Below are 13,843 nucleotides of genomic sequence, written 5' to 3' on the forward strand. Positions count from 1 at the left end.
CCTATTTATTAACTTTAGTATCATTTTATCATATTAAAGAAAATTTAACTAACACAATTAGAAATTTTATTTTTTATATGATTACATATCACTTCAACTACTTCTTCTATCGACAAATTTGAAGAATCTACTTCAATTGCATCCTTAGCTTTAGTTAAAGGGTCAACTTCTCTATTAGAATCAATATAGTCTCTTTTTATTATATCTTCAAGTATACTATCATAATTTACTTCTATATTTTTTTCTATTAATTCGTTATATCTACGCATAGCTCTTGTTTCAGCACTAGCAGTTAAATAAAATTTAAATTTTGAATCTTTAAGTACTACTGTACCAATATCTCTACCATCCATAATAACATCATATTTTTTAGCTATTGCTTGTTGCATTTTTACTAGCTTTTGCCTTACTAAAGATAAAGCTGCATAATTTGATACATTATTACTAATTATAGGCATTGTTAACTCTGATGTAATATCTATTCCATTTAATATCAAGTTGTCTCCCTCAAAATGCATTTCTAAGTTATCTAAAAGACTTATTAACTTATCTGTGTCTTCATAAGAGATTTTTTCTTTCATCGCTACGTAGGTAACAGCTCTATACATCGCTCCAGTATTTATGTACATTAAGTTAAACTTTTTACCTACTATTTTTGCTATGGTACTTTTTCCTGCTCCTGCAGGACCATCTATAGCAACAGACATTCTCATTCACAATCTTCCTTTCTAATCTAAAAACGCTAATTATTTAATGCTGATATCACTTCGAAGTGATGCTGCCTTATGAAGATAAACAAAACTAACATCTCTTTCTTCTTCGTCAAATAAAATAGTTACTCTTATACAAAGCTTTAATGAATTTTCCACTTCCATCTCATTAAAATGCATAATACTAACCTTATTTAAATTAAAATGTTCTCTTACATATGCACCTGGATAAGCTTTTGTTATATCATTAGTACAAGAAAAAAGTAGTACCTTTATATTATTTGTATTTAATGAATTTATTTCTAAAATCTTGTTCATTAATTCAATAGCCTTTTCTTTTATTTCTAAAGGATCATTCTTTTCTATTGTAGTTGCGCCTCTTATCGATAACATAATTAATCACCTATCTTTTGTCCTGCTAAATATCCAGTAGATAATGCAATTTGCACATTATATCCTCCAGTATAGGCATCAACATCAATAATTTCTCCAGCAAAACTTAAATTTGAAATTATTTTTGATTTCATAGTTGAAGGATCTATTTCTTTAGTATCTATTCCTCCGGAAGTTACTATAGCTTCAGACACCGGTCTTAAATTTTTAACTGTTAGTACTAAATTTTGTATTAAATAAACAAGTCTCTTACGTTCCTCTTTAGTTATAGCATTAACCTTTTTATTTTCATCTATGCCACTATATCTAACTATTATAGGTATAAGCTTTTTAGGAAATAAATCATCTAAAGCATTTTTAAAATCTTTATTTAAATATTGGTTAAAATCCCTTTGCACCCTCTTATCTAACTCCTCTTCCCTTAAAGCTGGCTTTAAATTTATTATTATTTTATATTTTTCATTATTCTTTATACTACTACTAGCACTTAAAACTAATGGGCCAGATATTCCAAAATGAGTAAATAGCATTTCTCCTAATTCTTTAAAAAGAATTTTATTTTTGCTATCCTTAAGAGTTAACTCCACATTTTTTAGCGCCAATCCTTGGAGCTCTTTAACAAAATCCTCTTCTATTTCTACAGGTACTAAGGATGGCTTCAATTCAATAATGTTATGACCAATTCCTTTGCAAAGTTTTAACCCTTCTCCATCTGAACCTGTTTGAGGATAAGAAACACCACCTGTACATATTATAAAATAATCACCAGTAATCTTCTTACCATTTTCCAATACTACTTCTTTTATATTGTTATCTTGAAGAATAAATTCTTTTACATTACTATTCTTCATAATATTTACATTCTTCTCTTTTAATTCACCTTCTAAAGTTTTTATTATATCAGAAGATTTATCAGAATTAGGAAATACTCTATCTCCTCTCTCAACTTTTAGCTTTGTTCCTCTACACTGAAAAAAATTCATTGTATCTTCATTGGTAAAAGTATATAAAGAACTATATAAAAAATAAGGATTAGTAGGGATATAATTTAAAAACTCCCCTATTTCCTTAGCATTGGTCACATTACATCGTCCTTTACCAGTTATAAATAGCTTTTTACCTAGTTTTTCATTCTTTTCTAATAATACTACACTATGATTTTCAGCTGCGGATATTGCAGCCATCATACCAGCAGGACCTCCGCCAATTATTACAACTTTTGACATCACTTCACCACCTAAATTTTCTACAAAATTCCTACTTAGACTTATAAATTATACTTCAATATCTAGTATATATCAATTAACTAGAAGAAAATCGTGACAGCTAGTCACGATTTATTAATTAGCAAATTACAGTATATAATTTACAATTTTAATCTTTTTCTTTAAGCATGTTCGACAATAGTCAGTTAATATACTAGTCTAATCTTTACATAATGAATCTTTAAAACTCAATTATATATTATAAAGATCTATAGAACTGTCTTAGATAAACTATAGACTTTAGTTTTGACTAGTTATTTTCTTTCATACATTTTGTATTAAAATAAATCAGTAATTAATTTTAATTATTACATATATAATATTAACAATAAATTACTTGATTATTAAATTATAATAATAGTTCTAATCGTAAAGAAAGAGAATTCCCTAGAGAATTCTCTTCATATATATTTTAAAAATTAATAAATTCCTTGTGCATGCATTGCTTCAGCAACTTTTATAAATCCAGCAATATTAGCTCCTGCAACTAAGTTATAACCAAATCCATAAGTTTCAGCAGCTTTCATTGCATTATTATGAATATTAGTCATGATTTGACGAAGTTTAGCATCAACTTCTTCTCCTGTCCATGATAATCTCATACTGTTTTGTGACATTTCAAGAGCTGAAGTAGCAACTCCACCTGCATTGGCAGCTTTAGCTGGTCCTACAATTATTCCATTATCTAAGAAGTATTGTACTGCTTCGTTCGTACATGGCATATTAGCACCTTCGCAAACAAATTTTATTCCATTCGCAACTATTTGTTTAGCATGTTCTAAATGTATATCATTTTGAGTAGCACATGGCATTATAATATCAACTTTAACACCCCATGGTTTTTGTCCTGGGAAAAACTCTACACCAAATTTATCTGCATAATCTTGAACTTTGTCTCTACCTGAACTTCTCATCTCTAATAAATAACTGATTTTTTCTTCAGTTGTAATTCCATTAGGATCGTAAATATATCCATCTGGTCCTGAAATCGTAACTACTTTTCCACCTAATTGAGCAATTTTTTTACATGCTCCCCATGAAACTTGACCAAATCCTGATAAAGCTACTGTTTTACCTTTAAAATCTGTTCCTTCATGTTTAAGAATTTCTTCACAGAAATATGCTACACCAAAACCTGTAGCTTCTGGTCTAAATAAGCTTCCTCCATAGGATAATCCTTTTCCAGTGAAGACTCCATTTTCAAAAGCTCCTCTTATTCTTCTATAATGTCCGTACATATATCCAACTTCTCTTGCACCAACCCCAATATCACCTGCTGGAACGTCAACATCTGGTCCTATATGTCTATAAAGCTCAGTCATATAACTTTCACAGAATCTTCTGATTTCAGCATCTGATCTTCCTCTTGGATCAAAGTCAGAACCACCTTTACCTCCACCTATTGGAAGTCCAGTTAATGAATTCTTTAATATTTGCTCAAATCCTAAGAATTTTATTATTCCTAAATAAACTGAAGGATGGAATCTTAAACCACCTTTATATGGTCCTATAACTCCGTTAAACTGTACTCTGAATCCCCTATTAACATGTACATCTCCATTATCATCTGTCCAAGGTACTTTAAACATGATTTGTCTTTCTGGTTCACAGAATCTTTCTAAAAGATTAGCCTTTATATATTCTGGATGATTTTCTAAAACCGGTCCTAAAGAGTGTAAAACCTCTTCAACTGCTTGAATAAATTCTGGCTCACTACTATTTCTTTTTTTAACATTTTCTAATACTTGCTCAATATAAGCTTTAGTATCCATGCTATTACCCCCTAATAATGAAATAATTATATTAGATTAAAGTTAATATATTTTAATATTAAAAAAATTAATATTAAATCCTTCATTTATATTATTATAATTCGTTATAAATGCAATTTTTCCTTCTTAATTATTAAAAATTTTTTAACATTTATGAAAGCAACTATACTTTAGAAATTAAGTGACAAAAAATTATTGATTTCTAAAACGATTACATGTCCTACAATTATCATCATAAGACATGTTGTTTCAGAAATCAATAATTTTTTTTTATTTTTCTTCCTTTTTATAAGAATAAACTTGATATTCTTGCCAAACATTCTCAAGATCATTAAAGGTTTTAGAAATTTTTTCCTTTTCTCTTAAACCAACTGCTATTATAAGTGCATTAATAACACTTAACGGTGCTACTAAAGAATCAACAAAAGAAGCCATATTGCTTTCTGCTACTAAAGTGTAATCAGCTCTAGTTGCCAATGGAGATAATACACTATCCGTTATCGCAATTACTGCTGCCTTTCTGGATTTTGCAAAAGTTAGTGCTTCTATAGTACGCATAGCATATCTAGGAAAACCTATACCAATTACACAGTCTTCTTCAGATAAATTTAACATTTGTTCAAAAATGTCACTCATACCATAAGACACAATTTTAACGTTATCTAATATTAAATTTAGATAAAATCCTAAAAAGTCTGCAAGGGCAGTAGAACTTCTTAATCCAATAATATATATATTCTTAGCTTTGAAAATATTATTAACAGCTTCATCAAAAGCTGAATGATTGATTTTTTCTAATGTAACTCGTATGTTTTCAATATCAGATTTCAAAACACCTTTCAATGCATTATTATGACTTATAAAATCATTTGAAAGTTCTATTCTTTGAACTGTTGTAAGTTTATTTTTGATTAGCTCTTGTAGTGCCTTTTGAAGCTCTGGGTAACCACTATAGCCTAATTGATTAGCAAATCTAACTACTGTAGATTCACTTACACCTACACTAGTTCCAAGTTTAGCAGCAGTCATAAAGGCTGCTTTATCATAATGTTTTAATATATACTCTGCAATAAGCTTTTGTCCTTTACTTAGTCTTGGAAATTTTGTTTGTATCATTCTCATAAGATCTTGATTATTGTTATCCATTATTAAACCACCCCTTCATAAAATGAAGAAATTATTAATTACATACTTTTTTATTTACTTCACTTTTAACTTTTTTACTGTTTCATTTTAACATTTTGTGAACCATTTATCAATAAATATTTCATTTTTTTGTATTTTGAAATATTAGCTTCATTTCTTTTTTAAGTTCATATAAAGAATATTTTTTATACACTTTTAAATTATGCATTATTTTTAAGTTGTTATTCTAAAATTCAACGTCTTTGCATGTATATATTAATATTATATGTAAAATATTATTGTATTAAAATAGTTACTCTTTATATTTTAATTGAATTTTTATATCTCATAATTATCTAAATTTACTGTCTATCATTATATTATGTAAAGTTACTTATTATTATTTATAATAAAATTTTTTATAAATTTAATTATTTCTTTTCTATTACAATTAATTGAGGAGCTTTTTCACTTCTATTTAGAACTTTATGAAGCATTACCCCATATTTATCCTTCGGTAAATTAGAAACATATTTTAATATTTCATTTTTTTCTTTCTCTCCTTCTTCATGTCCAATATAAACTGCTATGGTTATTATTCCACCTGGCTTTAATATTTCTACAGAAGATTTTATACTAATTAAGGTTGTGATTGTTTCAGTAGTTATTTTTTTATCTCCTCCAGGTAGGAATCCTAAATTATACATTACTACATCTACATTTTCTTTTACATATTCTTTTATTTTGCTATGACAATCTTTAATTAAAATTACATTTCCCTTTTTCTTTTCAGAATATTTTTCTATAGCTATATCTTGTACATCAAAACTATAAACCTTGTTAAAAAAACTACTTAAAAAATCAGTATCATGCCCATTTCCTAATGTTCCATCAATTGCTACATTATTATCAATTGAATAGTTTTTTATAATATATTGAGATAAACTGCTTACGTCACTTACATATTTAAACAATAACTTATTTCCCACCTTTTAAATATTTTATTTCATCTTCATTTAAAAATCTATATTTACCTTTTGGTAAATTTCCCAATTGAATTTTACCTACGGATAATCTCTTAAGTTTTATAACTTTGTGATTTATTGCATCACACATTTTTCTTACTTGCCTGTTTTTACCTTCATGAATAATTATTTTTAAATCAGATGTTATATTATTTTTATTTTCGGTATTTTTTTTAATTATAGTACATTTCGATGGAGCAGTTATATATCCTCCAATATCTACACCTTTACATAGCTTTTCTATCTCTTCTTTTGTAGGTATACCTTTTACAGTTGCTATATAAACCTTATTAATAACTTCCCTAGGATGTATTACATTATTATAAACATCTCCGTCATTAGTTAATAATATCAACCCTGAGGTATCATAATCTAGTCTACCAATAGGATATATTCTTTCTTTAACATCTATTAAATCAATTATTGTCTTTCTACCTCTTTCATCACTGACAGTAGATACATATCCTTCTGGTTTATGAAGTGCTATATAGACCTTTCTTTCCTCCGGTTTAATTATTTTGTCATTAAATAGTACTATATCTAGTTCAGGGTTAATTTTAAATCCTAATTCTGTAATTACTATACCATTAACTTTTACTTTTCCTTCTAATATTATTTCCTCACATTTTCTTCTAGATGCCACTCCACAGGATGCCATATATTTTTGTAATCTTTCTTCCAAATTACCACTTCCTATTATATTCTAGTTAGTCAAACTCAATAATCATCATTTGAATTATAATATTTAAAGTTATAAAAATCAATTAATAACTTTATAAATTAACCTGTTGTGCTAAAAGATAATTTTCATTAATAGGATTATTATTCCATAGTACATTGGCATAGTAATCTAAAATTTAAAATGTTCTTTTAAAGGATTTATCCAAATATTAAATCCTTGATTTTTGCAATATTAGAATTAATATTTAAGATTTTATTTATGAAAAAACAAAGATTATGGGCTAAAATTTTATTTGTTATTCTAGAAATTAGTCCCCACGCGTTTCAACTCTTTAGATGTTAATTGTCAAGCTTCAGAAAAAGAAGTTTCAACTCTTCGTATGACTTTTTAAAAGTGTTGCTTCTGAACTGTTTTGAAACTTTAACTTAGAATTAGTACGTTTCTTCATAATTCATAGTTTTATGTGATTTTCGAATTTCAAATTAGCAAAGCTAGGCTTTCTCCATCTCGCCTTCTCTCCAATAACTGTTGTAAATGGAGCGGTAGCTGTTGGTCCCATATTGCGACTCTATCGTCTGTATCAGCTGAGAGGTGCAAAGATGAAATCTGATATATATCCATCTAGAGCTATGATAGCATGTAATTTAAACCCATAGTAAGTTTGTTTCTTGGAAGCACATTTACCGTAGGCAGCCTCCGGCTTAAAAGATCTGTGAAAGTGTGCCCTACCAAAAGCGCATACTGGTATAGGCATACTATCTATGATTCTAACCTGATCATGTTGATAGTTAAGAAACTTGTTAGTTCACTTGAATAACTTCAACTACTTTAAAAGAGATTTTCTAGTTCTATGAAATCTTGTTCTAGTACAAAATTTAGGAAATAAATCTCTTAGATTTTTTTCGAAAAATCAAACCATGCTTTCAGAATCAATAGTTAAAAAGTTCACCCACTAAGGATAGAGTTATAATTACTATCTGACATTATTGCTTTATCAATGTTGCGGCGATACTTTATGCTTGTGGAGTTACTTTTTGGTAAATATCATCAATTATAACATAAATAACATGTCGTAAAATCTTTTAAGTTATTTTATTGTTATGGTAAATTTTATTAAGCTCTAGCATATTGCTTTCCTCCTATATTGAATTGTTGGTTCTTTTGATGATAGATTAGCAAAAATGCTAGAGTTTTTCTATTTGTAAATATTGCTAATGATTAACTAGCACAACGAGTTAAATTAATGTTAAACCATTAAATATGGTAGCATTTATGTAGATTTTTTACTAATAAGATTTAAAGAGCTAGACAACTAGCTCTTTAAATCTTATTTTTTTAGTATTTGTTTTGTGTTAGGCATCATTTCCATAAATCCTGTTTTAGAAGTTCTGCTATCTTCACTTTCTTGAACCATAGAAGTCATTTGAGATTTTAATTTAATATCTTCTTTTTTATTTTTCTTAGACATATTTTCACCTCCTAAAATTAGCATTATCATCTTGCAATAATTTATGTGAAAGGTCTAAAAATAACTAGTGGAAAATAAATCAAATATTTTCTATTAAACACAGCTATAATTTTTACTAATAGTATTGTTATTAATTAGTTTTTCATGAAACTCCAATCAAATTTTGTTAACATACTAATATTCATTTTCCTAAAAGGGCTAATACACTCTATAAACATATTTTTATAATTCAACTATTATTGTAGAAAATTTCTAATAACTTCGATATATTTATGTAAAGTCTTTTATTTTAGGAGGTATTACTATGACTAATCCCATATTTTACATGCCAACGAAAATTGTTGTAGGAAAAAATGCTATAAATAATCATAAAAATTTATTAATAAGTATTGGTACAAAAGCATTAATTGTTACTGGTAGAAATTCATCAAGAAAAAATGGTTCTTTAGACGATGTGGAAACATCTTTAAAAGATTTAAATATACCTTATGTTATATTTAATGAAGTTGAAGAAAATCCTTCCTTAGAAACTGTAGAAAAAATTGCAACCTTAGGAAAAGATGAAAAAGTAGATTTTATAATTGGTGTAGGCGGTGGATCTCCAATAGATTCAGCAAAAGCAGCTGGAGTACTTATTAAAAATATTGACTCAAATTTAAAGGATTTATCTATCTCACCATTATTAAATTCTATTCCAATTATAGCAGTACCTACTACTGCTGGTACTGGTACAGAAACTACACCTTATGCTATTGTTACCGATCATGAACTTCAAACAAAAAAAGGTATATCTCAAAGAATATTTCCAACAGTTGCTTTTTTAGATGCAGCTTATCTTATGAATACCCCTAAAGAAGTTACGATGAATACAGGGGTAGATGCACTTTCACATTTAATTGAAGGTTATCTAGCTACTAATGCTAATATCTTTAGTGATGTATTAGCAGAAAAAGGGCTAGAATTATTTGGTCAATGTATTCAATCTTTAAGAAAAAATGAAATCAACTTTGAAATTCGCGAAAAATTATTAATTGCTTCTACCATTGCTGGAATGGTAATCTCACAAGCAGGTACTTCTCTTCCACATGGCATGGGATATGCATTGACTTATTTTAAAAATGTTCCCCATGGAAAGGCAAATGGAATGCTATTAAAATCGTACTTAAACTTTTGTAGTGATAAAGCAAAAGTTAGTAAAATAATATCATTACTTAAATTTAATAGTTTAGATGAACTAGGCGAATTTTTAATAGAAGTTCTAGGAAAGCCAGTAGATCTTACTGATGAGGAAATATTAAGTTATGGTAAGGCAATGGCTAGCAATGATGCTAAACTTAAAAATCATCCATATGTAGTTTGTGAAGATGATATCCTTAAAATATACAAAGATAGTTTAAAATAAGATATTATTTTAATAGATAAAGGTGGATAATATTATTCACCTTTTAACTTACATCATAAAAAATTTTATTTCCATCAATTCTACATACTTTTATTTTAAAAAATAACTATTTATATTTAGCAAAAAAGATTGGAACATCTGCTCCAACCTTTAATATCTTATATTAATTTTTCATTAAATATATTATCTAAGTTTACTTTCTTAACTCTATTATGAATCTCCTCATTATCCGTTGAGTATAATCCTGTTTCTTGCATTCGTTTAAAATATCCAGCTCCTGCAAAGGTGTATCTATTTCTTCTACCTTCTTTAGTTTGTACCTTTTCATTAGCATAAGCAATAATATCTCCAATAGCTAAATTTCTTGGTAAAATTAATAATGGTATTCCAAGATAATTTCTAACTGCATTATGTCCTGCAATAGAACCAGTAGATATAGCTTCTGTATGCCCTACAAACAACCCGCTTTTTTCTCCTCCGCAGAATAAATTATCTAATCCCATAACTTTTAAGTCATCTGTTCTAGGTGCCACAGAAAGATATCTAATAGAATTTCCCTTTCCTCCAGCATAAGGATCTAAAAATTTTGCTGATTCTAATCCTTTAATTTTTCTAAGCTTCTCTAATGGATAATAAGATGTCATCAGTTTTGCATGGCCAGTATCCAGTAAAACTATATTTTCAGCAAACTCTTTAAGTGCATATTGTTGACATACCTTTTGCGTTAATTTATCTAAATTGATATCCTCGACAGGAACAGTTAATACTACTACACCCTTTTCATCAAGTTCCTCTATTATCTCTTTAGAAAGAGTTTCCTTAGCTAGTTTACAAGATCCACTAAAAGCTCCATAAACATCTTCATCTCTTTCTCCCTTTATATCTTCAATCCCTGCCCTGTGACTAATACTTATTCTTGGTCCAAAAGCAGGACATCTTAATATGCACATAGAGCAGCCATTACCATATCTTAAACAATTTCCCATAGGTCCAGTAGATCCTGTGGTTTCTATAAAAACATCTCCTTCAATAAAACTTCCATCCGAAATATATATGCCTTTTAATTTATTTCCTTCTCTTTCTACATCCACTGCTCTAGTTACCAATTTAATATCAATTCCTAATTCTAATAAGTGCTTTCTAACCTCTGGCTCTATTTTATTAACATCATAAAGCCATGCATGCTTATGACCAGGGAAGTCTATATTTTTATGTCTTGAATTATTATCAGTAATGTGAATTAAATCACCTGCACCCAGTGCTATAAGTTCTTCAGCAGCAGTATATCTACCATTATTTCTCATTATTCCGCCTACATTTCCTAGTCCCAATAATAAATCTGTTTTTTCAATTAAAGTAACCTTTGCACCAGCTTTTTTAGCGGATATGGCTGCGGCACAACCGGACCATCCACCCCCAATTACTACGACCTTCAAAACATTCTCCTCCCTTCTAAAACATGCTTTGGTTCAGTCTGTATCTTACAAAGTCTTCTTAACTTCTCGTCATTATTCATAATAGTACACGCTCCACATACTCCTTCTCCACAGCACATTTTTTCATTATTACAACAAGAAAATTTAATATTTTTATCATGACCTTCTATTATTTTCATAACTTGATAATTTAATATATCTGCACCATCGCAATGTACCAATGAGATTTTGTTATTTTCTAGTATATATTCTAACTTATTTTTACATGCTCCACTTAATATTCCGCCAGGAATTATAGTTATACATTCTATAATTTCGTCAGCATATTTAGAGAGTTCTTCCTTAATAAAAATATCTTTAAAAGGATTTTTATCAATTAAGACAATTAATTTATTGTTGTTATACTTTAATTTTTCTAAAACTGATAATAAAGGTGCTTGACCAATTCCTCTAACTACTAGTAAACAAACCTGATTTTTAGCTTCCATTATTGCTTTCAGTCCTAATATTCCATTCCAAAATGGCCCTTTAACTAAGATATCATCACCTATATCCAATTTATCCAGTGATTTGGTTTTAACTCCTTTAAGTTCAATAGCTAAAGTTAATACATTTTCTGAAGTATTACTATCCATTACACAAATTGGAGTGTCAAAATTTTTTTCACAATCTTTTTTTCTAACAAAAACAAAACTTCCTGGATTCACAAGTTCACTAACAAGCTTGTCACTAGCTTTTACTTTTAAAATTAGTATTTTATCTTCAATTTCGTACTTATCTACAACTTTACAACTTTGATATTTTCTTCCAGGTTTGCTTTTAAAGTTATTAGTAACAAATTCTTGATATATACAAACACCATTCCAATTGCAACAATCACAAAAATCTTTGCCATCTAGGTGTGAACATAGAATGCAGTTGCCAGATTCGGCCAAGTGGCAAGGACAAAATTCACTTCCGCAATCTATACAAGTATACGGCTCATAACTCATCTTACAACCTCCTAGATTACTCTAATATTAAGATATTTAATAATTACATATTTGTTACATTTTACAAGTGAAAATCATAATAAAACTTTAAAATAAAGACAGTATTTTTAGATATATTTATTTCTCACACAATCTGCTTTATTTATATATGTCCATATTGCAGTAGATCAGGTGAATCAATTTTGTTCATAAAAAATAAGTGATAAATAATTATCAATGTGATTAATTATTTACCACTTACATTTATATTGATTACTTGATGTTTTAGTAGAGAGTTTTATTGGCAGCTAGGTGAAGATTTTTTTACTCTTACACTTATTCCAATTATTTTACGAAATTCTCACTTAGCTATATGAAGATAAAATCATCTACTTCTTTAAGTGAATAGCTTCACCTATAACTATACACTTAGAACTTGGACTATGACCAATATCATCTGTTTTAACAATTGGAATATTTCTATCCCCTAAAACCTCTCGAATCAGCTCCATAATATCTGGCACATGATTTTCTTCTTGCATTTCAGTAAACTCTCCCAAAATAATTCCCTTAATCTTATCAAATGCCCTACATGCTCTAATTGAAATAATATTGATCCTGTTAAATTAGGTGCTCCACCTAAGCTTTCTAGCAATAATATTTTATCCTGGAAATCTGGCATATATTTTGTTCCTACTATTTTTGAAAGTGCTTGCATATTTCCACCTATAACTACACCACTCATTTCATTGCCTTGAATCCATTCTAAATTGATTTTATAAATATCGTCTTTTCCATTTAAAAATGTTTTTTTAAACATTCTTATTTGTTCCTTTGAACATTCTTCAATTAAATTTGCTATTGTATAATGATAGGTTTTTATATCCGCACATTTATACAATGCGTTTAATATAACTGATAAACCACTCATTCCAAAATAAGGCTTATTACTCTTTTTAATAATTTCATAATCAAGGCACCCTAATATTTGATTGGCAGAAGCTCCACCTGAAACATCAAAAATAGCTTTAATATTTTGATCCTTAAATAATTTCATTAACTCATTTGCTCTTTCTTTTCCTGTTCCTGCAAAAGGTCCTTTTGTCTTATAAATTGTTTTTGCATATTTAAGCTTTAATCCAATGTCATTCAATATTTGTTCGATTTCTTCTATATGTTTTTTATTTTGATTACTTATTCCATCACAACATGAAATTAATCCCACAGTATCACCTTTATATAATTTTATCATTTTTACATTATCCCCCTAATTATTTTTACTAAATATTTCTTGAATTATTAATATTTATTTCATATAATTATGATTAATCTTGCATTCTTACTACAATTTTATTTCTTTATATCATTGTTTAACTTTTTTAAATTTAGTATCCTTATTATAATTTATTTTATTAAATTACATTTAGTTTATATAATATTTATATTTCAGCATTCTATATTTCTTAATTTATATAGTTCATGGATGATACAATTTGTTACCTTCCCTGTGACATTGCAAACTATAGTTGTGCTTTTGTCTACAGTTAATTAATTTCTCTTTATCTAATCTGATATTATTAACTTTAACATTAGG

At 28.1% G+C, this 13,843-nt stretch carries 11 protein-coding genes and 2 pseudogenes; 1 reads left to right on the plus strand and 12 read right to left on the minus strand.

Features of this window, described 5'->3' with window-relative positions:
- Positions 1–44 precede the first annotated feature (44 nt).
- The 9 genes and pseudogenes from cmk to ACY1IQ_RS07355 form a co-directional block, all read right to left on the minus strand.
- Positions 45–713 (minus strand): (d)CMP kinase, encoded by a 669-nt coding sequence (gene cmk, locus ACY1IQ_RS07315; RefSeq protein ID WP_461613331.1) that lies wholly within the window; start codon positions 711–713, stop codon positions 45–47.
- Positions 714–746: 33 nt separating this feature from the next.
- Positions 747–1,103, minus strand: coding sequence for a chorismate mutase (gene aroH, locus ACY1IQ_RS07320; RefSeq protein WP_461613332.1), 357 nt, complete (start codon positions 1,101–1,103; stop codon positions 747–749).
- Positions 1,104–1,105: 2 nt separating this feature from the next.
- Positions 1,106–2,329 (minus strand): BaiN/RdsA family NAD(P)/FAD-dependent oxidoreductase, encoded by a 1,224-nt coding sequence (locus ACY1IQ_RS07325; RefSeq protein WP_461613333.1) that lies wholly within the window; start codon positions 2,327–2,329, stop codon positions 1,106–1,108.
- A gap of 458 nt (positions 2,330–2,787) precedes the next feature.
- Positions 2,788–4,140 carry an NADP-specific glutamate dehydrogenase gene (gdhA, locus tag ACY1IQ_RS07330; protein ID WP_461613334.1) on the minus strand — a complete coding sequence of 451 codons (1,353 nt, stop codon included), beginning with the start codon at positions 4,138–4,140 and terminating at the stop codon, positions 2,788–2,790.
- A 270-nt stretch (positions 4,141–4,410) separates the two neighbouring features.
- Positions 4,411–5,286 (minus strand): MurR/RpiR family transcriptional regulator, encoded by an 876-nt coding sequence (locus tag ACY1IQ_RS07335; protein ID WP_039630280.1) that lies wholly within the window; start codon positions 5,284–5,286, stop codon positions 4,411–4,413.
- Between the two features lie 410 nt (positions 5,287–5,696).
- Complete coding sequence (gene mnmM / locus ACY1IQ_RS07340; protein WP_461613335.1) at positions 5,697–6,239, minus strand: tRNA 5-(aminomethyl)-2-thiouridylate-methyltransferase MnmM; 543 nt, start codon at positions 6,237–6,239, stop codon at positions 5,697–5,699.
- Positions 6,240–6,243: 4 nt separating this feature from the next.
- Entirely contained in the window at positions 6,244–6,972 is a 729-nt protein-coding gene (locus ACY1IQ_RS07345) for a pseudouridine synthase (RefSeq protein ID WP_461613336.1), read from the minus strand.
- A gap of 197 nt (positions 6,973–7,169) precedes the next feature.
- Positions 7,170–8,064: pseudogene (locus ACY1IQ_RS07350) on the minus strand (IS982 family transposase); the annotation flags it as partial.
- Positions 8,065–8,299: 235 nt separating this feature from the next.
- Positions 8,300–8,440: a hypothetical protein gene (locus ACY1IQ_RS07355; RefSeq protein WP_160289172.1), complete on the minus strand. Its 141-nt coding sequence runs from the start codon at positions 8,438–8,440 to the stop codon at positions 8,300–8,302.
- A 304-nt stretch (positions 8,441–8,744) separates the two neighbouring features.
- On the opposite strand from ACY1IQ_RS07355, the gene ACY1IQ_RS07360 reads away from it, so the two are divergent.
- Complete coding sequence (locus ACY1IQ_RS07360) at positions 8,745–9,842, plus strand: iron-containing alcohol dehydrogenase family protein (RefSeq protein WP_461613337.1); 1,098 nt, start codon at positions 8,745–8,747, stop codon at positions 9,840–9,842.
- Positions 9,843–10,000: 158 nt separating this feature from the next.
- On the opposite strand, the gene ACY1IQ_RS07365 is transcribed toward ACY1IQ_RS07360, so the two are convergent.
- The 3 genes and pseudogenes from ACY1IQ_RS07365 to ACY1IQ_RS07375 all read right to left on the minus strand — a co-directional run bounded on the left by ACY1IQ_RS07365 (position 10,001) and on the right by ACY1IQ_RS07375 (position 13,501).
- Positions 10,001–11,278: an FAD-dependent oxidoreductase gene (locus tag ACY1IQ_RS07365; RefSeq protein WP_461613338.1), complete on the minus strand. Its 1,278-nt coding sequence runs from the start codon at positions 11,276–11,278 to the stop codon at positions 10,001–10,003.
- Positions 11,275–12,270, minus strand: a complete 996-nt coding sequence (locus tag ACY1IQ_RS07370) for a sulfide/dihydroorotate dehydrogenase-like FAD/NAD-binding protein (RefSeq protein ID WP_461613339.1) — start codon at positions 12,268–12,270, stop codon at positions 11,275–11,277. Before ACY1IQ_RS07370 ends, ACY1IQ_RS07365 begins: the two co-directional genes overlap by 4 nt.
- 368 nt (positions 12,271–12,638) lie before the next feature.
- Positions 12,639–13,501, minus strand: a pseudogene (locus tag ACY1IQ_RS07375) (LD-carboxypeptidase).
- Positions 13,502–13,843 lie beyond the last annotated feature (342 nt).

The sequence above is a fragment of the Clostridium sp. Marseille-QA1073 genome (assembly GCF_054863625.1).

What these genes read in the sequence shown, in the direction of transcription:
- cmk (WP_461613331.1), bottom strand. Translation starts at nt 713, where the DNA reads ATGAGAATGTCTGTTGCTATAGATGGTCCTGCAGGAGCAGGAAAAAGT.
- aroH (WP_461613332.1), bottom strand. Translation starts at nt 1,103, where the DNA reads ATGTTATCGATAAGAGGCGCAACTACAATAGAAAAGAATGATCCTTTA.
- ACY1IQ_RS07325 (WP_461613333.1), bottom strand. Translation starts at nt 2,329, where the DNA reads ATGTCAAAAGTTGTAATAATTGGCGGAGGTCCTGCTGGTATGATGGCT.
- gdhA (WP_461613334.1), bottom strand. Translation starts at nt 4,140, where the DNA reads ATGGATACTAAAGCTTATATTGAGCAAGTATTAGAAAATGTTAAAAAA.
- ACY1IQ_RS07335 (WP_039630280.1), bottom strand. Translation starts at nt 5,286, where the DNA reads ATGGATAACAATAATCAAGATCTTATGAGAATGATACAAACAAAATTT.
- ACY1IQ_RS07355 (WP_160289172.1), bottom strand. Translation starts at nt 8,440, where the DNA reads ATGTCTAAGAAAAATAAAAAAGAAGATATTAAATTAAAATCTCAAATG.
- ACY1IQ_RS07360 (WP_461613337.1), top strand. Translation starts at nt 8,745, where the DNA reads ATGACTAATCCCATATTTTACATGCCAACGAAAATTGTTGTAGGAAAA.
- ACY1IQ_RS07370 (WP_461613339.1), bottom strand. Translation starts at nt 12,270, where the DNA reads ATGAGTTATGAGCCGTATACTTGTATAGATTGCGGAAGTGAATTTTGT.